Source organism: Raoultibacter timonensis, assembly GCF_022845715.1.
Lineage (GTDB): Bacteria > Actinomycetota > Coriobacteriia > Coriobacteriales > Eggerthellaceae > Raoultibacter > Raoultibacter timonensis.
The window spans coordinates 3,341,994-3,365,110 of record NZ_AP025564.1 but is presented as its reverse complement, the minus strand read 5'-3'; the positions used below and the strand labels follow the sequence as shown (position 1 = coordinate 3,365,110).

At 57.2% G+C, this 23,117-nt stretch carries 18 protein-coding genes, 1 tRNA gene and 1 pseudogene; 15 read left to right on the top strand and 5 right to left on the bottom strand.

All coding sequences use genetic code 11. The features are described from left to right. Positions 1-151: 151 nt before the first annotated feature. Positions 152-1,867 (bottom strand): FAD-dependent oxidoreductase, encoded by a 1,716-nt coding sequence (locus tag MWL89_RS13775; RefSeq protein WP_244386757.1) that lies wholly within the window; start codon positions 1,865-1,867, stop codon positions 152-154. Between the two features lie 231 nt (positions 1,868-2,098). On the opposite strand from MWL89_RS13775, the gene MWL89_RS13770 reads away from it, so the two are divergent. After that, complete coding sequence (locus MWL89_RS13770) at positions 2,099-3,538, top strand: helix-turn-helix transcriptional regulator (RefSeq protein WP_102379923.1); 1,440 nt, start codon at positions 2,099-2,101, stop codon at positions 3,536-3,538. Positions 3,539-3,670: 132 nt separating this feature from the next. Here MWL89_RS13770 and MWL89_RS13765 read toward each other — a convergent pair whose 3' ends face one another. Then, entirely contained in the window at positions 3,671-4,477 is an 807-nt protein-coding gene (locus MWL89_RS13765; RefSeq protein WP_244386755.1) for an alpha/beta hydrolase, read from the bottom strand. 158 nt (positions 4,478-4,635) lie between these two features. Between MWL89_RS13765 and MWL89_RS16345 the strand changes: the two genes are divergently transcribed. From MWL89_RS16345 to MWL89_RS16425, 6 genes and pseudogenes are all read left to right on the top strand, one after another. Continuing rightward, complete coding sequence (locus MWL89_RS16345) at positions 4,636-4,767, top strand: hypothetical protein (protein ID WP_279611931.1); 132 nt, start codon at positions 4,636-4,638, stop codon at positions 4,765-4,767. A gap of 8 nt (positions 4,768-4,775) precedes the next feature. Further along, positions 4,776-5,630 carry a 16S rRNA (cytidine(1402)-2'-O)-methyltransferase gene (rsmI, locus tag MWL89_RS13760; protein WP_244386754.1) on the top strand — a complete coding sequence of 285 codons (855 nt, stop codon included), beginning with the start codon at positions 4,776-4,778 and terminating at the stop codon, positions 5,628-5,630. 9 nt (positions 5,631-5,639) lie between these two features. Further along, complete coding sequence (locus MWL89_RS13755; protein ID WP_244386753.1) at positions 5,640-6,977, top strand: MATE family efflux transporter; 1,338 nt, start codon at positions 5,640-5,642, stop codon at positions 6,975-6,977. Continuing rightward, a complete protein-coding gene (locus MWL89_RS13750; protein WP_244386752.1) occupies positions 6,967-7,695 on the top strand; it encodes a M48 family metallopeptidase in 729 nt (242 codons plus the stop codon). Before MWL89_RS13755 ends, MWL89_RS13750 begins: the two co-directional genes overlap by 11 nt. Positions 7,696-8,373: 678 nt before the next feature. Further along, a complete protein-coding gene (locus MWL89_RS13745) occupies positions 8,374-9,945 on the top strand; it encodes a DHA2 family efflux MFS transporter permease subunit (RefSeq protein WP_219724319.1) in 1,572 nt (523 codons plus the stop codon). Between the two features lie 473 nt (positions 9,946-10,418). After that, positions 10,419-10,527: pseudogene (locus MWL89_RS16425) on the top strand (DapH/DapD/GlmU-related protein); the annotation flags it as partial. A 73-nt stretch (positions 10,528-10,600) separates the two neighbouring features. Here the strand turns inward: MWL89_RS16425 and MWL89_RS13735 are convergent. Beyond that, complete coding sequence (locus MWL89_RS13735; RefSeq protein ID WP_244386751.1) at positions 10,601-11,731, bottom strand: coiled-coil domain-containing protein; 1,131 nt, start codon at positions 11,729-11,731, stop codon at positions 10,601-10,603. Positions 11,732-11,982: 251 nt separating this feature from the next. Between MWL89_RS13735 and MWL89_RS13730 the strand changes: the two genes are divergently transcribed. From MWL89_RS13730 to MWL89_RS13700, 7 genes are all read left to right on the top strand, one after another. Beyond that, positions 11,983-13,149: a nitrate/nitrite transporter gene (locus MWL89_RS13730; protein WP_102379917.1), complete on the top strand. Its 1,167-nt coding sequence runs from the start codon at positions 11,983-11,985 to the stop codon at positions 13,147-13,149. 97 nt (positions 13,150-13,246) lie between these two features. Then, entirely contained in the window at positions 13,247-14,827 is a 1,581-nt protein-coding gene (gene metG / locus MWL89_RS13725) for a methionine--tRNA ligase (RefSeq protein WP_102379916.1), read from the top strand. Positions 14,828-14,835: 8 nt separating this feature from the next. Continuing rightward, positions 14,836-15,909 carry a TatD family hydrolase gene (locus tag MWL89_RS13720; protein ID WP_244386750.1) on the top strand — a complete coding sequence of 358 codons (1,074 nt, stop codon included), beginning with the start codon at positions 14,836-14,838 and terminating at the stop codon, positions 15,907-15,909. Next, on the top strand, positions 15,906-16,445 hold the full coding sequence (locus MWL89_RS13715; protein ID WP_244386748.1) for a flavodoxin family protein: 540 nt from the start codon (positions 15,906-15,908) through the stop codon (positions 16,443-16,445). The genes MWL89_RS13720 and MWL89_RS13715 overlap by 4 nt, the downstream gene beginning before the upstream one ends. A gap of 4 nt (positions 16,446-16,449) precedes the next feature. Beyond that, complete coding sequence (rsmA, locus tag MWL89_RS13710) at positions 16,450-17,433, top strand: 16S rRNA (adenine(1518)-N(6)/adenine(1519)-N(6))-dimethyltransferase RsmA (protein ID WP_244386747.1); 984 nt, start codon at positions 16,450-16,452, stop codon at positions 17,431-17,433. Positions 17,434-17,643: 210 nt separating this feature from the next. Next, positions 17,644-17,991: a Veg family protein gene (locus MWL89_RS13705; RefSeq protein WP_102373686.1), complete on the top strand. Its 348-nt coding sequence runs from the start codon at positions 17,644-17,646 to the stop codon at positions 17,989-17,991. Positions 17,992-18,146: 155 nt separating this feature from the next. Then, positions 18,147-18,222, top strand: a tRNA-Ala gene (locus MWL89_RS13700). Between the two features lie 96 nt (positions 18,223-18,318). Here the strand turns inward: MWL89_RS13700 and MWL89_RS13695 are convergent. Both MWL89_RS13695 and MWL89_RS13690 read right to left on the bottom strand, forming a co-directional pair. Then, on the bottom strand, positions 18,319-19,566 hold the full coding sequence (locus MWL89_RS13695; RefSeq protein WP_244386743.1) for an STAS-like domain-containing protein: 1,248 nt from the start codon (positions 19,564-19,566) through the stop codon (positions 18,319-18,321). A gap of 136 nt (positions 19,567-19,702) precedes the next feature. Then, on the bottom strand, positions 19,703-21,373 hold the full coding sequence (locus tag MWL89_RS13690) for an AIPR family protein (protein ID WP_244386740.1): 1,671 nt from the start codon (positions 21,371-21,373) through the stop codon (positions 19,703-19,705). Between the two features lie 917 nt (positions 21,374-22,290). Between MWL89_RS13690 and MWL89_RS13685 the strand changes: the two genes are divergently transcribed. Further along, a complete protein-coding gene (locus MWL89_RS13685) occupies positions 22,291-23,097 on the top strand; it encodes an SH3 domain-containing protein (protein ID WP_244386738.1) in 807 nt (268 codons plus the stop codon). The last annotated feature ends 20 nt before the right edge of the window (positions 23,098-23,117 follow it).

The following is a 23,117-nucleotide window of genomic DNA, read 5'->3' as shown; positions in this document are numbered from 1 at the left end:
CGCCTCGGCGACACGGAGCCGTAAGGGCGGCGTTGACGGGTAAGGTGTCTCGGCTTCTCGCCGAAGGGCGTCGAAAGACGGAAGCCGCAGAGGACTGCGGCTTCCGTGCGGTCTGATGGCTGTACGTCTCTTGCGCTAATCGGCCTTGGGGTTACGCATCCTGCGCGGCGAGCCACTCGTCTTTGCGATACCCCTCGGCGTTCTTCGTCTCTTCCCAGCTTGCGGGATGGCTCGGCACAAGGTCGCCGGTGAGTGCGTGGATGGTGGCGTAGCGTCCCGATGTCATGCACGAGCCGCATGACATATTGCCCATGTAAAGAGACCAATCGCCGTCCCCGCACATGTCGCCCGCCCCGAATCCGACAGCGTACAGGCCGGGGATCGGGTTGTTCTCGGCATCGGTCACTTGGTAGTTTCCATCAACCTTGATGCCGCAGCACATGGCCGTGAGCCTGATCCATTGGTGGATGCCCCAGAACGGCGGCTCGATGATGGGGGCGAGATACTGCTTCTCCTTGCCAAAATCAACGTCTTCGCCGGTTTCGCACAGCTCGTTGTAGCGTTCTACGCTTGCCTTGAGATTGGCCGCGGGGATGCCGAGCTCTTCAGCGAGTTCGTCGAGCGTATCGCAGCGGTGGGTGTCGATGAGATCGGTGATGACGCCTGTGGGGTCCTCGACTGCTCCGGGAACATATTTGAGCAGCGATTCCCGATCGGTGGGCTTGAATCCCCATGCGGTTGCAGCCTCGACGTAATTGTTATCGAAAATGCGGCAGAACTTGCCGGGGTCTTCGGCATCTTGGTATCGCAGCGTCTCGTCCCAGAAGTGCATGGGAACCTGTTCGTTCATGAACCGATCGCCGTTTTCGTTTACCGCGAGAAACGGGATATCGATCATCATGTAGGGCCCGGCATCCATGTCGTGCATCTGCTTGCTGTGGCCTACGGGGCTCATGGTGCCGCCTGCCAGGGCGGACATGAGGATGCCGTCTCCCGTCTTATTGGTCTGCTTGCAGGCGAAACGCGAAAGGTCGGGAGCAAAGTGCGAGATCATCGATTTGTTGTTCTGATAGTCGCCCGTCGCGAGGATCACGGCCTTTGTAGCGTTGAACCTGATGCGCTTATGATCCTTCGTCTCTCCCACCACGCCGGTGATGCGGCCGTCTTCCTTGATCAGCTGCACGCCGGGGGTGCTGTAGTAGATATCCGCTCCGATAGTCTCGGCGTAGTCGGCGAGCGCTCGAACGAGCGTGCCGTTGTTTTCGGGTTTGACGCCGAACGCGTTTTTGGTCTGCGTCACGTAATTGCCGTCGGCGAACTCGAAGTGCAGTGACCACGAATCCGCCGGAGGATATCCCGCCGCTTTGGACTGTTTGGCCATCCACATCGACGTTTCGCCGGAATGGTAGGCGAAGAAACGGGCGAGGTCCATGTTTACGCGGTAGTTGCACGATTCGCGCCATGCCTGAAGCCATTGAAGCACGCCGACTTCGGTGGAGGCCTCGAGGCAGATGCCTCCGTCGCCGCCCCCTTGGGCAATGGCGGTCGATTCTTTCTGCAGGCATGCAACGGTCGCGCCTTCTTCAAGAGCCGTCAATACCGCAGGCATGCCGGAGGTGCCGGCCCCGACAACGACGATGTCGTAGGTTTTCTCGTCGTCGAATTCGGTAATGGGTTCGACGACGACGTTCGAGTCGTCGAAATCCGCTTGGGTGAATCCTTCGGGGAGCGAGGCCGAATCGGCGGCGGCGTTTGCGTTTTGGTTGGCGGCGCATCCGGAAAGTCCGAAGGCGGCTACCCCCGCGACGCCCGCCACGGCTGCGCCCGTCGTTTTGAGAAAACTGCGGCGACTCTGATTGAATTCCATGATGGATCCCTTCCTTCGTGTTGATGTCGAAACTTCACCCCGTCTCGTTTGGCTGTGATTCGCGATTGGGGGTGCTTTCATCCTGCTTTTGCAATCGTTTCCGAACCAGCTCCATAAGGGGGCAACGCCCTCCCCCTAAAAGGGGTGTTTTGATTCTTGGGGGTATCGGGCGCACGGGGCAAGGCGAAAAACGCTACACTTCGTAGCGTTGAAAAACGCAAGGAGGTTGGCATGTTGTCGGGTGTTCGAACCGCGCAATCGGATACCGCTTCGGGAGGATCGTCGGGGCTCCGGGGCAATCCATGGCTTCATTGGTCGTATTTCGGCCTGTGGGCGTTGTACGTGTGGCGGCTTTGGGTGAGCAACAACAATTCAAACCTACCCGAAGGATTCGTGTGGCAAGGTCTGTTCGGTGTGATGTCTGCTGTTTTCATGGTGGCGGTCGGCTTCGGGTTGGGCACCGGGCGCATTGGCAAAGCGGCGATCTCGGTCGGGCCCCTGAGCGCGTGGGTTTCGGGCTGCTGCATGACGGCGGCAACGGTTTTCGTGGTGATTGCCAACGCGGATGCCGCCAATACGCTGTTCGGCGGTATTGCTATGGTCGTCGGAGGCGTCGGGATTGCAATCGCCTACCTTCAATGGGGCGTTTTCTTTTCGCACATTGATAGCAAATGGGCGGTGCTCTATTTGTTTGGAAGCGGCATCGTCGCATCGGTTGCGAAGATGGCTTTATTCTTCCTTCCCCCGATGGTTGGAGCGGCGGCGATGGCTGTGTTGCCGCTCGTTTCATCGTGGTGCATCAGGAGATCGCTTCTTCATCGACCTCCGCACGAGCCTGTTCGCATTCGCTACGGAGTAAAAAACTATGCGAGTCTTTGGAAGGTTGCAATTGTTGTCGTGACGTTTAGCCTTACCAACGCCGTGCTGCTCGCTTTGCTCAAGGGGCCTGCGGAAACTTCGTCGCCGATGATCTTTTTCGTAGGCCGTTTTATTGAAGTGGTGTTTTCGGCAGTCGTTCTCTTCTGGGTTTTCAGGCGCAACGGTTCGTTCGACTTTGTACAGCTGTGGCGCTTTATACTGTTGGCGCTTGGTACGGTGCTTCTGATGAACGTGCTGGTGGGTGATTTCTATTACGAAGACGCGTTGATTTCGGCTTCGTTCAACTTCATTACGCTGTTCGTATGGCTGACGTGTGCTGATATAGCACGGCATAGCGATTTGAACCCCGTGATCGTATTCGGATGCGGTTGGCTGGCCTATGCGGCGCCCCTGTTCGGGGGAGCGGTGTTGGCGCCCGCTTTGGCGTTGGATCAGTTCGGTGATTTCAAAATTGCGTTCGTGCTCATGTACGCCATGTCGATCGTCGTGGCGGTGTGTCTGGGCAATCGCGATTCCGATATGCGCTACATATTCTCCGACCTCAATGCGTCGAGCACCCCGCCTGAGGATTTCGCCTCTATCGACGAGCGCTGCGAGGCACTGGCCAGCCAATACGGTATAAGTCCTCGCGAGCTGGAGATCATGCAGATGATCTGCAAAGGACGCTCGAAGGCGTATATTGCCGAAACGTTGTTCATTGCCGAAAGCACGGTGAAGGGCCACTCGAAGCATCTCTATGCAAAGCTCGGCGTACATAGCAAGCGAGAACTGCAAGAGCTTGTGGGGGCATAGCTCGAGTTCTCGGTCTGCATGCGATTAAAAGACCGGCTGCGGAATGCGGCCGGTCTTCAGAATGCGCTGTCGGATTACGGCTCCGCGGGCAGCGGGCTCTTCCCTTGACCTCTGTCGTTTTATAGCGAAACCTTACTTCGCCCGCTTGTCGAGCCATTCGATCGCATCGCGAATCACCATGTCGCGATCGAATTCGTTGAATATCTCGTGGCAGAGTCCCGCGTAGACGCGCAGCGATTTGTCGGTCGACGATACCTCCTCGAACATGTCGAGGCTGTCCTTGGGATCGACCAGGCCGTCGTTGCCGCCATGGAGCAGGATGACCGGGTCGGCGAACGCTGCGGCGTTTTCCTTGAGCCATCCGTGGCCGTCGTGCACGGCGCGCATAAGGCCGACCGACATCTTCTTGGCGACGAACTTGTCTTCCTGGTAGGCCTTGACTACGGCGGGGTCGGAGCAGACGCCGTCTCCGAGTTCGTTGGGCAGATACGTATCGTTGTCGAGCGAGGGATCGACGTTCGCAAGGCCCTTGTGGTCGCGCGTCCATGCGCCTGAGAGCACGTAGCCTGCGAGTTTGCCGGGATGCGCAGTGCCGTAGCTTGCAGCGCCGAATCCTCCCATCGAATGCCCGATCATGTACACCGGCAGACCGGGGAAATCCCGCCTTGCCGCCTCGACAAACAGATCGGTGTCCTTCACGATCTGTTCGCGGTCTTTGAAGTAGACGAGCTTGCCCATGGAGCGTCCGTGGCCGCGGTGGTCGAACCGCACGACGGCGTACCCGGCAGCGTTGAGCTTTGCAACGAGGTAATCATAGCGTCCGTAATGCTCGCAGAGTCCGTGAACGATAACGATGACGGCCGATGGATCGTCGGGTGCGTCGATTTTTCCGCAGAGAAGGACGTTGTCGTGGGCCGTTTCGGTGAATTCCCTATGCATGAATGCTCCTATCAGGCTAGATTGCTCGCTCGTACAGGTCGTCGCCTGCGCTCAATCGTTCATTCTATCGTATGGAAGGCGTGGTGATGCGCAGGGTTCCAGTGGCAAAGGGCGGGATTTTGTGCAACGATATGCTCATCCGATGAAAGGAGGCGGCTATGGAATTGCAAACATGCACGACTGCGTGCCTTGGCGATACCGTGGTGCCGTTCGCAGCCATCGGGGGGATTGTCGTTGTAGCACTCGTCGTTCTCGTGATCGCCTTCGCGCTTTCGAGGCGCAAAAAGTAAGGATAACCATGCCGCCTATCGGCAAGCTCGTCATATGCCCGACGCCGCTGGGAAACCTCGGCGATATGCCTGCGCGCGCTCTCGATGCGCTGCGCGAAGCCGATACCGTATGCGCGGAGGACACGCGCGTAACGGGCAAGCTGCTCGCGGCTTTCGGCATCTCCAAACGCCTCGAGCGCCTTGACGAACAGGCGATTTCAAGCCAAGCCGATCGCATCGTCGAGAAGGTGGCGAACGGGTATGTGGTCGTGTACTGCAGCGATGCGGGCATGCCCGGGGTATCCGACCCCGGCTTACGGCTCGTTCGTGCCGCGCAGGATGCCGGTGTGCCCGTCGAGGTGCTTCCGGGCCCAACCGCCGTTGCGACCGCTTATGTTGCAAGCGGTATCGACTGCCCCCGATTCTACTTCGGCGGGTTCTTCCCCCGCAAGGCGTCCGAGCGCGCGGAAGCGCTTGAACAGCTCAAGCCCCTCGATGCGGCGCTCGTGTTCTACGAAAGCCCGAAGAGGCTCGCCTCAGCGCTTGCCGCCATCGCGCAGGTGTATCCGAATCGCGAGGTGGCGGTGTGTCGCGAGCTGACCAAACTGCACGAGGAAGTGGTGCGCGACCGAGCGGGAAAAGTGGCTTCCGTGTTCGCCGAGCGCGATCGTGAGGGTGCGATCAAAGGCGAAATCGTCATGGTCATCGGCAATCCGTCCGAACAAGAGGGTGCGCTCGATGCGCAGCAGGCCCTCGAGGCGGCCCGAAGCCGTGCAGCCGAGCTCAAGGCTGAGGGCGGGCATTCGAAGAAGGATATCGCCGCAGCCATACAGGCGGAGTTCGGTATTGCGCGCAACGAAGCCTATGCGATTGCGATCGGCTAGGCGCGTTCGATGGACGCTTCTCTGGAAGGCCCGATAGGCAGGCAGTTCGCACGCTATGTTGCACCGAACGTGCTCGGCATGATAGCCATGTCGGCCTACATTCTCGCCGACACCTTCTTCATTGCAAACGGCGTGGGCGCCAACGGTCTCGCCGCGCTTAACTTTGCCATCGTCATTTGGACGATCATGCAGGCCACGGGCTTGATGCTCGGCATCGGCGGCGCGACGAAGTTCCAGGTGTACAAATCGCAGGGCAACACCGACGCCGCGAACCGCACGTTTACGAACGCGGTGATGCTCGCGCTGTTCGCTTCGGCGGTGTACCTGGTTGCCGTCAACCTGTTCGCAACGCCCCTGTCCTACGTACTCGGCGCCGATGCCGACACGGTGGGGCTCACCGATACGTACCTGCGGGTCATCTTCAGCTTTGCGCCGTTCTTCCTCGTGAACAACGTGCTTTTGCCGTTCGTGCGCAACGACGGAAGCCCCCGGCTTGCGATGGGCGGTATGATCCTGGGAAGTTTGGCGAACATCCTGCTCGACTATCTGTTCATCATGGTGTTCGGATGGGGCATGTTCGGTGCGGCGTTCGCCACGGGCATCGCCCCGATTCTCAGCATGGCGGTGCTTTCGATTCACTTCATCAAAGGGCGCAATACGTTCAGGCCGGTGAAAACGCGTCCCGACCTGCGCCTGATGGGCAGCTTTGCGGCGCTCGGCATCTCGTCGTTCATCGTGGAGATAAGCGGCGGCGTCGTGCTGCTCATCTTCAACCTCATCATCCTCTCGTTCGAGGGCAATATCGGCGTTGCCGCGTACGGTGTGGTGGCGAATATCGCGTTCGTTGCGACGGCGCTGTTCGTGGGCACCGCCCAGGGCATTCAGCCCCTCGCGTCGCACAATTACGCCCAGGGCAACACGGCGAACCTCAAAAAGGTGCTGCGCTATACGATCGTGACGGCGCTTGCGATCTCGATCATCCTGATCGCGGTGGTATGGCTGTTCGCCGAGCCGCTCGCAAACGCATTCAACCGCGACAACGACCCGCACCTCACGATGCTCGCCGCCGATGGGTTGCGCATCTACTTCGTGGGATACCTGTTCGCGGGCGTGAACATCGTGGCCGCGGCGTTTTTCAGCGCGGTCGAGCAGCCGGGCCGCGGCCTCGCCATCTCGATCGGCCGCGGCCTTGTTGCCATCGTCGCGTTCGTCTTCGCGTTCGCGGCACTGTTCGGCATGACAGGCGTGTGGACCACGTTCCCCGCCGCGGAGGCGGCAACGGCCTGCCTGACGGTGTTCTTTCTCGTGCGGCTTTCGAAGGCGATGGAGGCCAAGCGTGTGGGGTAAGCGGAAGGATTCGAGGCAGCCGGACTCTTCGCCGAAGCCCTCGAGCGAAGATTCGGGAATCTCTGCGGGGTCGGACTCTCAGAAGGGATCACGCGAAGCTCTGGGATCTCTTGCGAAGTCGAACTCGCGAAAGAGGTCGCACGCGGGGTGCAAGGGTGCGGGAGCCAAGATCGAGATTCGCGAGCTTGAAGTCGATGGCATTGCGGTCTCGCTTACGATAAAGCGCATCAAGAACGTGAATCTCCGCGTGAAGCCTGACGGTACCGTGGCGGTATCGGCCCCGCCATGGGTGGGAGAGCATCAGATCGCGGCGTTCGTGCGGGAGAAGCGCGGATGGATCGAAGCCAGGAAGCGTGCGGTGGCCGAATCGCCGCAGAGCCTGGTCGAGAACGCATCGCCCGAGGAGATCACCGCATGGCGCGCGGCGGTCGAAGCGGCAGCACCGAGCCTCATAGCCTTGTGGGAGCCGGTGATGGGAGTGCGTGCGGGGAAGATCGTCTATCGGAACATGACGAGCAGATGGGGCAGCTGCAACCCCAAGACGGGGCGTATCTGCCTCAACATCCAGCTTGCCAAGTACCCGCCCGAGTGCCTCGAGTACGTGGTGGTACACGAGCTTTGCCATCTGCTCGAACGGGGCCACGGCCCGCGGTTCAAGGCGTTGATGGATACGTTTCTACCCGATTGGCGAAAGCGGAGAGCGAAGCTGCGCTCGTAGAGCGGCGGCAGTGCGAGGCTCGGCATAGGGCTGCGGTTGCTGCCGTCTTGCAAACCGTCGCGGATTGCGCAGCGGCTCGCCCGAAGCGCGTGCCGACAGCTCAGCCGGCGGGCGCAGGAACCGGTTCGGTGGTCGTTGCACCGTGTGCAGCCGGCGATGCCCTGGAAGCACCTGCTCCTGCCGAATCACCGTAGTTACGACTTGATCCGAGCCTCACGCTCAGGGTTGCCGTCGAGCATTGCACGCGGGTGCGGTAAGGCAATAGCAGAGTTTGCGGAAATCGTCAGAAGTTGGCAGGGATTTACGTTTCTGATCCGCCGAAGGTAAGAAGCGACGTTTTTGACCTGCTTCTCTCGTGTGGCTGCACAAAATTATCGGCGATAAATATGCGCATATACCCGCTTTTCGGGATCACGATCGTAAATCTCTGCCATCGTCGAGGTCTTTTTTAGAAAACATCGTAAACCCCAACCAGCATGGAGGCCTTTCGCAAAGACCTCTTCGTTTGCGTATGCCGGTCGGCTTTCCCTGCCCGCCCGGTCAACCACCGCTGCTTGTTGCGCTCAGCCTGGTACGCGGATGACGGCAATTGCCGTTTCGTTGCGCTCAAAGCGCCAGTTTCATGACAGGCGGTTTACCGAACGGTTGGCTATGGAAGCTCGTACTCATAATGGGGGAATGAAACGAAAAAGCGAAATACCCCAGCCTTTCGGCGAGCGCGAGCACAATACCGGATCAGTTGATGCCGTCGTTGACGGTGCGGCCTGCGATGGCGCCCGCAACCTCGGCTCCGATTCCGACCCCGGCTGCAACTCCGGCTCCAACCCCGGTTCGGGTTCCGACTCCGACGTCCCCATCGAAGCGGGCATACCGAAGCGCAAGCGCATGGTCGTGCTTGCCGTCATGATAACGGGCACGTTTATCGCATCGCTATCGCAGAGCATGCTTATCGCGGCGCTGCCTACCATCATGGATCAGTTCGGAGTTGACGCGACGCTCGGCCAATTGCTTACCACGTCCTATATTTTCACGCTCGGCTTGATATCGGCCATGACCGCCGCGCTCATCAGCAAGTTCAATACCAAGTACTTGTTCATGGCTGCCATGACGTGTTTTATCGTGGGTTGTGCGGCGGCCCTGTTCGCACCGAACTATTGGTTGCTTCTCGGTGCGCGGCTTCTCCAGGCCGGGGGAGCGGGCGTGGCTCTTCCGCTCGTGCAGGTTGTTGCCTTGTCGGTTTATCCGAAGGAGCAGTACGGGCGCGCCATGGGGCTTGTAGGCCTCATCATCGGCTTTGCGCCCGCTATCGGCCCCACCGTATCGGGTTTCATGATTGATTTTTGGGGATGGAAATCCATCTTCATCATCTTGGGCTCCATCGTTGCCGTTATCACGGTGGCATCGGCGTTCGTGCTTACCGATGCGGCCGAGCACGAGCGAGAGCGGTTCGATACGCTTTCAGCCGTTCTCTATACGGTCGGGTTTGTTTGCTTCATGATCGGTGTGACGGCAGTCGAGTCGCTCGGCCTGGGAGATATTCGAGCGTATGTTCCTTCGGTCGTCGGAACGGTCGCCCTCATTGTGTTTGCACGTCGGCAGTTCAAGATCGAGAACCCGCTGCTCAAGTTGCGATGTCTCATGAACAGGCAGTTCGGCATTGCAACGGTGCTTGTGGTGGTCACGCAGATAGCGCTCATGGTCGGTGCCATCATGGTGCCTTTGTTTGTGCAGGACATTCAAGGGAAAACTGCAATGGAATCTGGCCTTACCATCTTGCCGGGCGCAATGCTGCTCGGTTTCCTTAACCCGGTTACCGGAAGGTTGCTCGACAAGTACGGAGCCCGCCCGCTGATCGCCGCTGGATGCACGCTCCTTATCGTCGGTACGCTCGTGTTCGTGAAGTTCGGAGCCGCTGCCCCCGCTTGGGTCGTAACGGTGACGTACGGCATCCGCATCGTAGGCGTTGCGTGCCTTATGATGCCGATGACTGCCTACGGGTGCGCCGCTCTGCCTTCGGACGATCTTGCGCAGGGCACGGCTATCATGACGTCGTTCAGGCAGATATTCGGCGCGATCGGAAGCTCCATACTCGTCGCTGTCATGACGGGCAATGCCGAGACGGCTACGGGGATCGATCTGTTCGGGTTCGGCGTGAGCTTCGAGGTTCAGGCGGCGATCGTGTTCGCTGGATTGGTGATAGGGCTTGCGTTCATTCCTCGGAAGCGCAAGACTGTTGCAGCGCGAGTTTAAGAATGCGGCACGAGTTTAAGAAGGAAGCGAGCGTCATGACAACCGACGAACTGCCAAGTGCGGACAACGCAGCGTCCGCATGCTGGGTGGATATAGCCGCCACCTCGTTTGACCGGGATATCGAGCGAGCCCGCGAGTTGGCGTTGCGCTTTAACGGCGAACCTGGTCTTACAACTGAGCAGCGGGTAGATCTGCTCAGACCCCTGTTCGGGTTTATCGGCAAGGGGGTCACGCTTTCGCTCGGGTTGCAGTTCGGTTTCGGCTACAACATTTTCATCGGCGATCGAACCTTCGTCAACTTCAACGCGGTGTTTCTCGATGACGCTCCCATTGTGCTAGGGCGCGATGTATGGGTGGGGCCGAATGTTACCTTCGCGACGCCGCTTCACCCCTTGCTTGCCGAGGAGCGCAGGACGATCATCGACGACGATGGAATAGCGCATCAATACGAGCGTCACGAACCAATTACGGTGGGCGATGACGTGTGGATCGCCTCAAACGCGACGATTAACCCCGGTGTGACGATCGGCGACGGGGCGGTGATCGGATCGGGAAGCGTCGTGACTAAGGATATCGCGCCGAACACGCTCGCATACGGCAATCCCTGTCGGCCTATTCGCGAAATCACCGAAGCGGACCGCGTGGGATTGTGGCGCTAGATCATCTCCATTTGGGCGAGCGTGGTGTTGTACCAGTGCTCCCAGTTGGGCGGGCAGTACTTCTTGGCCGATTCGACCGAGATCGTGTAGCCGTAGCCGCGTGCAAGTCCGCGCACGTGGGCGTCGATGGCTTCTTCCCAGCTCGACCAGCTTACGCTGCCCCAGCCCCAGGCGTTGTGCGAGGCGAAGCAATTGGCGCCCTTGGAGCTCTCGGTGAACGAGATCGCGGGCGACCAGCGGGGGTCGACACCGTAGTTCCATGCCGCTTCGGCGAAGGTTTTACCCTGTCCCGCGAGGGGGGATCCTGCAAGATAGGCGTCGATGCGGGGTGTCCATTCGTTCACGAAAGCCTGCTTGTCGGTCGACCAATCGACGTTGCTGCTCGGGGGCTCGGACCCTTGGTCTTCGGGACCGGATGATTCGGGCTGCTGCTCGGGTTCGCTTTCCGCGGCCTCGTCGGCCTTTTCCTGTTCGGCTTCGGCGGTCTTTGCGGCCTCTTCGGCCGCTTTCTGCTCGGCGGCAGCCGCTTCGGCCGCTTTCTTTTGGGCTTCCTCGCGTGCTTCCTGTGCGCTCTTCAGCGCGTCTTCGGCGCGGATTTTCTCGGTTTCGGCGAGCTGCCGCTTTTCTTCGAGGGATTTTTCGGTCGCTTCAAGCTCTTCCTGCATCTTCGTGAGCTGGTTGATCTCGTTCACGTTCTTCGTGTAAATGCGGTCGATGTACTCGTAAGTGGTGAGGAAATCCTCGAGCGTTCCTACGTTGAGCAGCATGTCGACAAGCGAGTAGCCCTCTTGCTGCAGATTGTAGAGCGCCTTCAGGGCATCACCGCTTTTTTCCTGCTGATCCGGAAGCGATGCGGTCAGCTCGTCGATCCGGGCGTGGGTTTCTTCGATCTGCTGCTCGACCGATTCGAGGTTGGCGACGGCTTCGTTGTAATCGGTAGCCGTTTGTTCGATCTTCAACTGCAGCGCATCGGGTTCGGCGTCGATGTAGGGCGTATCGGCAGCGGCTGAAAGCGGGAGCGAGGCGGTGCTTGCGAGCACAAGCGTGAGGACGCACGCAGCGAAGCAGGCGAAAGCCTTGCGGGTGTGTAACGTTGGCGTGGCGCGTTTGTTAAGTAGAGTAGCCATACGAATCTCGAAGTATACCCGAGGCCGATTCTCGCGGCATCGCATGTCATGAAAGCCACACAAGAGCGAGCGGCTGCGTGCTCTTTGGCCCCCGCCCATTCGTAAGGGATAAACCCTATACATGCCATAGGGAAAGTCGCACTTGAAACGGGCGTGGTATCATCTCTGACGAGGAGATGCTCCACAAGTTCGGTTGCGCGGGGAGCGCACCGTGCAGACGGCACCGTTTCGGTGCGGGGGAGAGAGGCGAGATGAAAAGGGCACAGCTGCCGCTTCAGACGTTCGATCTGATTGCCGGTTTTATGGTTTGGGTCATCCTGTCATCGCTCTTACCTTACATCAAGCACGACATATTCATTCCCGACGACATGGTCGCTCTCGTAACCGCCGTACCGGTCATTCTCGGCTCGGTACTCCGTATCCCGTTCGGCTACTACGCGAACCTGCTCGGCGCTCGCACGGTGTTCCTTGCGAGCTTCGTCGCGCTGCTTTTTCCCGTGTACTTCATCAGCGAGGCTTCGACGTACGTCGATCTGCTCATCGGCGGCGTATTCCTCGGCTTCGGGGGTGCGATCTTCTCGGTCGGCGTTACCTCGCTGCCCAAGTACTATCCCAAAGAGAAGCACGGGTTCGTCAACGGCGTGTACGGTTTCGGCAACATGGGGACGGCGATCACCACCTATGCCGCACCGGTGCTGGCCGTGCACTTCGGTTGGCAGTTGGCGGTCAAGTTCTACCTCGGGCTTTTGCTGGCGATGGTCGCCCTTAACTTCTTCTTGGGCGATCGCGGCGAACCGCGGGTGAAGACGCCCATTGCCCGTCAGATCAAGGCGGTCTGGAAAAACGAGAAGCTCTGGTTCTTCTCGCTGTTCTACTTCGTTACCTTTGGGGCCTTTGTGGCATTCACGGTATTCCTTCCCAATTTCCTTGTATCCGATTTCGGGATCGATGGCGTAACCGCCGGTATTTTGACTTCGGTGTTCATCGTCACTGCGGCATGCGTACGCGTGCTGGGCGGATGGCTTTCCGATCGCCTCGACTGCTGGGGGCTTCTGATCGGCGTGTTCGCGGGCATGATCGCAGGTGCTCTCGTATTGGCGATGCTGCCCGGATTCGAGCTGTTCATGGTGGGCGTCTACGTGATCAGCATCGCATGCGGCATCGGCAACGGCGTCGTGTTCAAGCTCGTTCCGACCTATTTCGTCGAACAGGCCGGCCCCGTCAACGGCATCGTGTCGATGATGGGCGGGCTGGGCGGCTTCTTCCCCCCGCTCGTCTTGTCGGCGTTCCTTTCCGCAACGGGATCCTACACCCTGGGATTCGTTGCGTTCGCCTGCTTCATTCTGGCGTGTCTGGCCTCCGTCGTATGGCTCAAGCGCTCCGAGTCGAGGAAACGCCGCGGTGTTGCCGCCGAGTGACGGCGCTTGGCGTATGCCGTGCTAGAATAGCGGGCACGCATACAAACAAAAGGCGCGCGATGTCATCGGTCGCGAGAGCCGCACGAGAGGAAGCACCATGTCAAAAGGAACCTATTCGTTTACCACCCCCATCTACTACGTCAATGCGGCGCCGCACCTTGGCACGGCCTACACGACCGTCGCCGCCGACACCGTGGCGCGCTACCAGCGTATGAACGGCTACGATGTGGCGTTCGTGACCGGCCTTGACGAGCACGGGCAGAAGGTTGCCGAGGTGGCCGAGAAAAACGGGATGACCCCGCTTGCCTGGTGCGATTCCATGGAACCGAAGTTCCGCGACGCGTGGAACATGCTCGACATCACCTACACCGATTTCGTGCGGACGACCGAGCCGCGCCATGCACGCACCGTGCAGAAGTTCTGGACCGACCTCTACGAGAAGGGCTACCTGTACAAAGGCGCCTACGAGGGCTGGTACTGCGTGCACGAGGAGACCTACTACGCCGAAAGCGATCTCGAGAAGAACGAGGACGGCGTGTTCGTGTGCCCCGATTGCAAGCGTCCCGTGCAGCAGGCTTCGGGCGAGGAGAACTGGTTCTTCAAGCTTTCCGATTTCGAGGACAAGCTGCTTGCGTTCTATGACGAGAACCCCGACTTCATCCGCCCCGAGACACGCAAGAACGAGATCGTCTCCTTCGTGAAGAGCGGCCTCAAAGACCTTTCCATCTCGCGCTCCACGTTCGATTGGGGTGTGCCGCTGCCGTTCGACGAGGGGCATGTGGCCTACGTATGGGCCGATGCGCTTCTGGCCTACATCACGGGCATCGGGTACGCCGATCCGGAGCGCGAGGGCGAGTTCGACGAGCGCTGGCCTATGCAGTATCACTTCGTCGGCAAGGACATCATCCGCTTCCATTGCGTGATCTGGCCTGCCATGCTCATGGCGGCGGGGCTGCCCATCACCCATACGGTGTTCGGGCACGGCTTCCTCTTGACCAAGGGCGAGAAGATGTCGAAGTCCAAGGGCAACGTGCTTCTGCCCGAAGATCTCGTCAAGGTGTTCGGCGTGGATGCGTACCGCTACTACTTCATGAGCGATGTGCAGTTCGGCCATGACGGGTCGATCTCGGTTGAGCGCATGGTGCAGGTGTACAATGCCGACCTTGCGAACACGTGGGGCAATCTCTGCTCGCGTGTGTTCAACATGACTAAGAAGTACTTCGATTCAAAGGTGCCCGAGGCGCCCGCCTCGGCTGCCGAGAACCCGCTGCGCGAGATAGCCGATGAGCTGTACGCCGAATACGACCGCTGCATGGGGCTCGTGGACTTCTCGGGTGCCGCCGCCGCCGTGCAGAAGCTTGCGGGTCGCGTGAACCTGTACGTGGAGGAGTCCGCTCCGTGGAACCTCGCGAAATCCGAGGAAACCGCAGACGAGCTTGCGGCCGTCATCTACAACGCGCTCGAGGCCATCCGCATCATCGCTCTGTACATGGCGCCGTTCATGCCGAACACCTCGGCCGAGGTGTTCAAGCGTCTCGCGTTGGGCGATATCACGACGGTTGACGATATCGAAGCCGCGACTGCGTGGGGTCAGCTGCCCGCTGGAAACGCTGTGGAAACGGGCGATCCGCTGTTCCCGCGCCTCGATGTCGAAGCCATTGATTTCGGGGTGGAATAGGAACCGTCATGAGCGAGTCGAGCCCCGAACCCGATGCCGAATCGGTAGGTCAAACAGACCCCTTGTTTCCCGATGCGCTGTTTCGTAACAAGAAGAAAAAGGGCAGGTTCCGCATCGTTGAAGCGCCGACGCCTCCGCTCGAGGCGCCGGTAGCCGATACACATGCGCACCTCGACCTAGTGCGCGATCCTTCGCTCGCCTTGGCGCGCTGCGCCATCCATGGCGTGCGGTTCGTATGTGCGATGGCCGATGTGTTTGAGAACGAGGCGGTCGATTACGACAAACTCGATGCGTGGCGAAGCGACGCCGAAGCGAGGCTGCCCGAGGTTCTCGAGGCTTCGCAGCGCGCTTTGGAAGAATCGTCGAGCGACCCAAAAGCTGCCGAAGACGCGGTTCGGGCATCCGTTTGCCCCTTGGAGGTTCCGCATGTGCGTATCGCGATCGGGTGCCATCCCCACTATGCCAAGCACTACGACGATGCGCTCGAAGAGCGGCTGATCGCCCGTTTGGGCGACCCGCGCACTTGTGCGATCGGCGAAGTGGGGCTCGATTACCACTACGATTTCTCGCCGCGCACGGCACAACGTGAGGCGTTCCGCCGCCAGATCCGCCTTGCGCATAAGACGGGGCTGCCGATCATCCTCCATCTGCGCGAGGCGCACGAAGAGGCGTACCGCATCATGGAAGAAGAGGGGTTTCCCGAGGCCGGCGTGCTGCTGCACTGCTTCAACCTCGACTGGGCTGTGCTTGAGCCGTGGGTTGAAAAGGGCTGCTACGCCGCATTCGGAGGCCCGCTTACGTTCAAGAAGAGCGACGAGGTGCGCGAAGCGGCGCGGCATATGGCGAGGGGCCGCATTCTCACCGAGACCGATTCGCCCTACATGACGCCCGAACCCATGCGCGGCATGGAGTGCGGTCCCGAGCATACGGTGTTCACTGCGGCGCGTCTAGCCGAGGTGCTCGGCTCTGCACCGGGGGAAGAGCGGCGCGAACTGCTCGAGGCCGTGTACGAAAGCGCCCTTTCGCTGCTCGACCGCGCGCCGACGCCGTGGCAGGCGAGCCGGGAAGAAGGCCGATCGTGAACCGCTTGGTGGTATGCGGATCGATCCGTCCCGAGGGCAAGAGCGCGTTTCTGGCGAGCGCGTTGGTCGAACGCCTGCACGAGCTGTATCCCGACGACGAATTGCAGCTGTTCAGCCTTGCCGACGATATCGACGTGGATCCGTGCATCGCGTGCGACTACTGCAAGCTCGGCGAAGGTTGCATCATCGAGGATCCGATGCAGGATCTCTACGGCATGCTCGACGAGGCGGACAGCCTCGCCATCGTTTCGCCGATCTATTTTGCCGGACCCCCAGCCCAGTTCAAAGCAGTGCTCGACCGTCTGCAGCGCTACTTTTGGACCGATTTACGTACGCGGCCCAAGCGTCCTGCCGAGCTGTTCGCGATCGGGGACGGGGGAGATCCCCATGGTTTCGAACCGCTTGTGGGCATCATTCGCTCGTCGCTGGCCGTTGCGGGCTTTCACGTGGAAGCGGTGCACGACTGCGTCGACCGCTCGCCCGAGCAGCTCCAAGTTCTTGCGGCTTCCTGGGAGCCGAAGCTGGGTGGGAGGTAGTTTGATGACGAAGCTGTCACCGCTTGCATCGCCTTCCGCCACCCGTGCGGTGCTCGAAGCGCACGGGCTTGCCACCAAAAAGGCGCTCGGGCAGAACTTCCTCATCAACGATGCGATCCTTGAGAAGATAATCGCGCTTTCCCAAGTAAACGGGGATGATTTCGTGCTCGAGGTGGGGCCCGGCATCGGAACGCTGACGATTGTGCTCTTGAAGCATGCGGGTTTCGTGGTGTCGGTGGAGCGCGATAAGGATTTGCCTGCGGTGCTTGCCGAAACGCTCGAGCCGTGGGCCGATCGGTTTGCGCTTATCGGCAAAGACGCGCTCGATTTGACGAAGGCGGATTTGGCCAATGCGGCCGAACGGCTGGAGGCCGAATCGGATGCGGCGGGAGCGTTCGGCGATCAGGCGATCGCCCCCGCTTCTCGGAGCGCTCATCCGCTGCCGAACAAGTTCGTAGCCAATCTGCCTTACGCGGTGGCCGCTACGCTCGTGCTCGATTACTTCGAGCGGTTCGAGAGCATCGAGAGCGCGACGGTGATGGTGCAGGCCGAAGTTGCCGATCGCATGGCTGCAAAGGCGGGCACGAAAAACTACGGAGCCTACACCGTCAAGCTGTCGCTGTTCGCCGAGCCCGCCGGGCGGTTCTCAGTAAGTCCCGGCAACTTTTTCCCGCCGCCGCGCGTGGATAGCTCGGTGCTCAGGCTTAAGCGTTGCACGCCGGTCGACGGCGACGGCAATCAGCTGATCCGGGAGGCCGTGCGAGCGACGTGCATCATGGCCGATGCGGCGTTTTTCAATCGTCGTAAAACGCTTGCGAATTCGTGCAAGATGTACTTTGCGGGAAAAGGCGAGCAGGGCACTGCGGTGGCGAAAGCGCTCGATAGTCTGTTTGTACGGGCGGGGATCGATTCCCGCCGCCGTGGCGAAACGTTGACGCGTGAAGAGTTCATCAGGCTCGGCGAAGGCCTTCTTGATGCAACGAGCTGATTAGGTAAAACGATGAATCTATGAAGAGGTGCTTTTGGACTTCGATAGCTGTCCGCTGGCCGATATTCTTTGTTTGAGTTGCATATCATCCCAGTTCGCGCCCTTCGATACGTGATGGAAACGTGCAGATTCTGTTAAGGATTGACTCCCGTGATATAATCCCATGCTGTTATTTCTGTAATTTGAGACACATGTGAGGAATGAGTGAGCATGGATCTAGCTAAGCAGGCGAAAATCGTGGATGGAATCCACGATACGTTGCATGATTTCGTCGGCCAGCGACTGAAGGTACGCGCAAATATGGGCCGCTCCAAAATCGTCGAGAGCGAGGGCGTTCTTACGCAAGTGCACCCCCAGCTGTTCATCCTGGAAGTGGATCGCAAGCGCGGCCGCACTGCGCGCCAGTCGTACCAGTACGTTGACGTTCTGACCGGCATGGTCGAGCTTTCGCAGGACGGCGAGCCGTTGTTCGAACCCTTCATCGAGGAAACCCCCATCGACGAGGCGCCGATGGTTCTCGAAGAAGACGCCGAGGAAAAGGAGACGGTTCTCTCGTAGAACCGTGCTTTGCAACGCATGCAAGCAGGGCGTCCGGAAACGGGCGCCCTGTGTTTTGGGCTATGTTGGGCTGCTTTTGAGCAGAAAGCGTGATTTCATTTGACAAACAGGCGCGTTGCGGGGAAAATACTTTCTCGCGCAATGCGCACCTTCGTGGGGATGTAGCTCAGCTGGGAGAGCATCACGTTCGCAACGTGGGGGTCGTGGGTTCGAATCCCATCATCTCCACCACGGAAGTCAACAGGCCGGGAATAACTCCCGGCCTGTTTTGGTGAAATATGTTCCTTTGTTCTGATCTCAATCTTTTATCACGCGCTTCCTTGAGGTTTAATCATCTTCTGGAATATGGGTTGAATAGTATATCTGCGCCATTCTTTGTTCAACTGAACGATCGAAAATATCTTGATTGATTTTGCTAAGATTGCTCAGTTCGATAAACGTAATACAAAAAACAAAGCCGTAGTCGCGGATTATTTTACCGATAAGCTCATCTGCGAAAGACGAACTGGTAAGAGTGACGCCGTGAAAATCTAGTATTACTCTCTGCTTTGTTTCACGGATGATGTTCAACGTTGTATTTCGAAGCCTTATGGCAGCCTTGCGCGTGCCTGTTCCATATTCAAGGGATGCCACGTCTATCTCGTGTAGACCATCGTCTCTCTCAAGGCTTTCTAGCCATAGGTCAGTTGGGCGATGGTTTTGAAATGCGGCTGCAATGTCGACCTCTTGCGAAAAATCAAGTTGAAAGTCAATCGTAGTTGTTCCGTATTTTCTTCCAAGGTAAAGTGACCCTCTTTCACTGGTTGAGGGGGTTTTGTCAAAACTGTAGTTAGCACCTCCAGACGATACCTTATACACTCCTCCATTGGCTTGAACTATTTGAGAAAGATTCCACATGCCGTTGCCTTGGCCTATTGACTCGTCGCGGGTGATTCTTTCTTGTAGCGCTAAGGTAATTGCATCTAAGGCTGTTCGCGGTTTATGCTTTATCGACGTATTGAAAGAATTTTTGATGCCAATTCCAGCATCAAAAACGCAAATTGCAAGGCGCTTGTTCTCCTTGTGCACCTGTGCCATAACATATCCATGCTCTGTATTTGAATGTTGCAAAACATTGTCCATCGTTTCATTCAGGCACCATTCGATACCGCTTGCCACACCTTGGGCAAGTTCGTGTTGCTCTCTCATTTCCTTTAGTATCAGGTCTACCACGACTTTAACTTCTTCAGATGAACTGAATCTCCATACACGATCAAAGGGTGAAAGGTTGTTAATCTTGTTATCGAGTAGCTTGTTTGCAGGGAGCGGGCTAAAGCAGCAGGTATGCTTTACATAGCATTCGTCTTCGCTTGCGCTCCCGTAGTCAATTTCGAAGTCAACATTATGAGAGTCGCGATAGTATTGCAAAAGACCCGCGACCGGTGCGCAGGTGTTAGGGTAGGCGGATTTGTTGGTGCTTAAGCGTATAGCGAAATCTTGATAGCCGGCTTTTATCCCGTTGAATATTTCTTTATTAGCTATCGTCAGATTCGCAGGGGAGGACAAATCGAGATCAATGTGTTTTTCGTAATCCATCTCGCTCCTTTGGTCGCATAGATACTTCCGGCCCAATTTGTTTACTTCATTTGCTGCGGAGTGCAAAAGGAGCCGATTGTGTTTTGCGTCTCTCGAGACAGCGGACTCTTTTGGCTGACACTTTCAGGATATAGCATCAGTGTCCGAACTGTTCTCTCAGCTTTTGAGTGAATGACCTGCTTTTTGCAATTGCGGCAGATGCTCCAAGATCAACATATGTCCCATGTATTCTTTCGGCAATCCATCCCATTGTCGAATTTGAAGGTATTGAAATGTCCATGAGGTCATCTGAGTTGATCTCGAATCTTCCAGTCTGTTCAACGCATGCCATCAGTAATAAGTAGAATAAAATGTCGTTTTGCACGGCTCGATCATATTCAGATTTTTTGAGCCACTGTCTTACGCTTGCTGCGAGAAATCCGAGAGCTAAATATGAGTCTAGTGGAATGGATTCATTAAAAATTAAAGAGTACTTTTCATCGTCATTTAGTATTTGGGATGGCCGGGCTCGCGCATAGTCTGGTTGTTGCAGCAGGGTCGCAATTAGACATTGGCCTAAAAATGGGACGGAAATTATATCTTTTGGCTTAATTCCCTTGTTCTTGCAGGAAGTTTTACGCCGGTCATAATGAAGGCCATGCTCGAGAAAGTATCTTTCAATTTTCAGATGAATTGACTCTAGTGACCGTAAATATGCTGGAGGGATAGATGTTTGCTTGTTTGTAGCAGCGATGATTCGGGCGCGAACAGCCTGGTCGTTAGAAGCTATACATTTTACCAACACCTTTCTATCGTCATGTTCTGTGCTATTGGAATCGCAGTATCGCTTTATCATATTTGAAGTTTGAAGACCATTGACGATTCGGGGGTTCGAAAGTGTAAGTGAATGGCTCATATCTCTGGTTACCGAATCTGCAACAATGGTGACGCCATTGTTGAGCCACCAAAAATCCACGTCTCCCTCTTTTTCCAAGGTGTCTTCTATCGCTTTATTAACCGCTGTTCGTCCTTGGTAATCGCGTATGTTGGCTTCGAATAGGGTCTTGTTTATCTGCCCATCGGGTGTAGAAATAAATGAATTGTAGTCATGTAGCGATACTGTCATGATTGCGCTCGATTCATCGGGGCACAAAGGCTCTTTTGTTCCAGTTAAAGTTAGGGTTTCCTCAGGCTGTCGCATAATAAGTTCAAATAGGTCGCCTGCGGTAACAAACTGAAAATTTACGGCTACATTTCCTGGAACCGAGGAAGCTACTCTGCTCTTGCAATCGTCTAGGGCTTTTCTAGTGTTCGGGTGGACCTCCTCTCCCAACGATACGACCCAGAATGAAACCGTAGTCCTTAGTTTCAATACGACAGCTTTCGTCAATATCGAACGAATGAGAGTAAAAGCGTCTATCACGTTAACGTTGTAACGTTCGAGATCTCCATCTTCGTTTTCCAGAAGATTCTGGAAAGATGAATTCCATTTATCGAACACGGATTCGCTGAAACCTGATGCGTTTTTTGCCTGAATAAAGTGAATATCCACTTCAGCTTTGGTCGGAATGTTTAAATTGCTAACGTCTTCGCCCGATATGAGCGTTTCGTTTAGAAAGACGTAGATCCCGTCGTATCCTCCGTCGCTTCCTCCGCCCGTGAGTCCCCGCTCTGTTTCGTCATCGTCTATTCCGTAGGGTTTAAGAATTTGTTGACAGGCTACATATTCGAATATTTCATCACTGCTCAGTCCGTTATCAAGGCGGTCCCTCTCACTGTCGATAAAACTCTTAATACTTGACTGGGTCATTGTAAGTTGCCTAGCCATACTGAGCCTCTACTCTCTTTCAGCGCGAAAGACATTCCATCCCTTCCTTATTATTGCAGATCGAATGGCTTATATAAAACAATTCTGGCACGTAAGTAGGGAAAAGTGTTTGTTGGTTGATTTGCTGCGCCGTCGGACGTGGACCCTAGCCTCCCTCAAAAGAAATCTGGTTGGATTACAAGGGAAGGATTTTAGTGGGTCTTGCCTATTCCTTCGGTGGTATGAATTCGCCCCATTGAATGAGGAGGGGGCACATCACAATTTTAGTTACTAAAGCAATAGTGATGTTATACGGACCTTTTGGGAGAGCATCACGTTCGCAACGTGGGGGTCGTGGGTTCGAATCCCATCCCATCCCACCACGGAAACTTGATCGGGCCGGAAGTTGCTTCCGGCCCGATTTGCGTTTTAGGCTTTCCCCCTTGGCGCGGGCGGGCACGCTGCGATGCGAGCCTGCTATTCGGTAGTGCACCGTATCGGGTTTCGTGCGCTTTCCTCTATCTCATGTTGTCCGAGGCGCTTTTGGACTTGCCAAAAGCAGCGCTCGCTCGAGACGAAACCCCACCAATGGGCTCGGTGGCAGAAGCCGTCGGGTCTTCGCGCTCAAATGCGCTCGCTCTTTGCGCGCGTCCCTCTGTTTCTCGCAACTGTTCGTTTAGGGAAGCGTGTTTTATCCGAAACGATGGGTGGCGAGAGTAGAATTGCTAGGTTCGGAGGCGCAGTCCATCGCTTTGGCCAAGGAAGCTGCGAGCTGTAATCGCGTAAAGCATCGAATGCTCTACTTGCCAAAGTGCTGTCGATGCGCATTTCGCTTGTTACTCCAAGAACACTGATGATTGCGGATGCGAACGCCGAGAAGTCTTCAACGGCCATTCGCGTAGCAACGCGCAGGACAATCTAGAGACGAGGAGCATTGCATGAGGAAAGCGAAACTGACGATCGGGGCGGTTCTTGCCGTCGGTATGCTGGTCATAGGCGTTGGCACGGCGTTTGCCATGCCGGGCGACATCGAGGAAGCGGTCAACGCGGGGGACTATGATTCCACGCAGTACCAAAACGGTACGGCAACTTACGAAGACTCGGATCTTCTGGCCATCGGCGCCGACTACGCAGCGACTGCCTATGCGAACATCCGCACGGCACCTTTCGGAGAGATCATCGGAGGTACCGTTCCAGGACAGACGTACTACGTTGTGGGGGAGTGCCCCGATTGCATGTGGTACAAGGTTTCGGGGGAGGTGAGCGGATACGTGTATGCCGACTATCTGGTTCCCCAGGCCGACTACAACGCGGGGACGAACAGCAACACCGACTCCGGCTATAACGTGCGTCCGCTCGACATGAAGATGACCGTCGATGCCGTAGCTCTTAACGTACGCAGCGCGCCTTCCCTGGATGCCCAAGTGCTGAAGTCTCTTTCCGAGGGTACTGAAGTACATGTGACCGGAAAGGTTGCGAACGCCGAATGGTACGAGTGCGATGTGGATGGGCAGAAGGTGTACCTTTCCGATAACTACCTCAAACCAGAGCTTCCCCAAACCTTGACCTGCACCGTTGATGCGTTGAACATCCGCGTCGGCGCGGGCACGGATACGGAGGTTATCGGTACGTTGCGCAAGGGGGCGAAAGTCGAAGTGACCGCCGACGAGAACGACTGGTTGAAATTCACGCTTTCTGACGGCCGGGAAGGCTACGTGTATTCCGAGTACATGGCAGTGGTTTAAACGCCGCTGAAAATCGCTTT

What these genes read in the sequence shown, in the direction of transcription:
- MWL89_RS13775 (WP_244386757.1), bottom strand. Translation starts at nt 1,867, where the DNA reads ATGGAATTCAATCAGAGTCGCCGCAGTTTTCTCAAAACGACGGGCGCA.
- MWL89_RS13770 (WP_102379923.1), top strand. Translation starts at nt 2,099, where the DNA reads ATGTTGTCGGGTGTTCGAACCGCGCAATCGGATACCGCTTCGGGAGGA.
- MWL89_RS13765 (WP_244386755.1), bottom strand. Translation starts at nt 4,477, where the DNA reads ATGCATAGGGAATTCACCGAAACGGCCCACGACAACGTCCTTCTCTGC.
- MWL89_RS16345 (WP_279611931.1), top strand. Translation starts at nt 4,636, where the DNA reads ATGGAATTGCAAACATGCACGACTGCGTGCCTTGGCGATACCGTGGTG.
- rsmI (WP_244386754.1), top strand. Translation starts at nt 4,776, where the DNA reads ATGCCGCCTATCGGCAAGCTCGTCATATGCCCGACGCCGCTGGGAAAC.
- MWL89_RS13755 (WP_244386753.1), top strand. Translation starts at nt 5,640, where the DNA reads ATGGACGCTTCTCTGGAAGGCCCGATAGGCAGGCAGTTCGCACGCTAT.
- MWL89_RS13745 (WP_219724319.1), top strand. Translation starts at nt 8,374, where the DNA reads ATGAAACGAAAAAGCGAAATACCCCAGCCTTTCGGCGAGCGCGAGCAC.
- MWL89_RS13735 (WP_244386751.1), bottom strand. Translation starts at nt 11,731, where the DNA reads ATGGCTACTCTACTTAACAAACGCGCCACGCCAACGTTACACACCCGC.
- MWL89_RS13730 (WP_102379917.1), top strand. Translation starts at nt 11,983, where the DNA reads ATGAAAAGGGCACAGCTGCCGCTTCAGACGTTCGATCTGATTGCCGGT.
- metG (WP_102379916.1), top strand. Translation starts at nt 13,247, where the DNA reads ATGTCAAAAGGAACCTATTCGTTTACCACCCCCATCTACTACGTCAAT.
- MWL89_RS13720 (WP_244386750.1), top strand. Translation starts at nt 14,836, where the DNA reads ATGAGCGAGTCGAGCCCCGAACCCGATGCCGAATCGGTAGGTCAAACA.
- rsmA (WP_244386747.1), top strand. Translation starts at nt 16,450, where the DNA reads ATGACGAAGCTGTCACCGCTTGCATCGCCTTCCGCCACCCGTGCGGTG.
- MWL89_RS13705 (WP_102373686.1), top strand. Translation starts at nt 17,644, where the DNA reads ATGGATCTAGCTAAGCAGGCGAAAATCGTGGATGGAATCCACGATACG.
- MWL89_RS13695 (WP_244386743.1), bottom strand. Translation starts at nt 19,566, where the DNA reads ATGGATTACGAAAAACACATTGATCTCGATTTGTCCTCCCCTGCGAAT.
- MWL89_RS13690 (WP_244386740.1), bottom strand. Translation starts at nt 21,373, where the DNA reads ATGGCTAGGCAACTTACAATGACCCAGTCAAGTATTAAGAGTTTTATC.
- MWL89_RS13685 (WP_244386738.1), top strand. Translation starts at nt 22,291, where the DNA reads ATGAGGAAAGCGAAACTGACGATCGGGGCGGTTCTTGCCGTCGGTATG.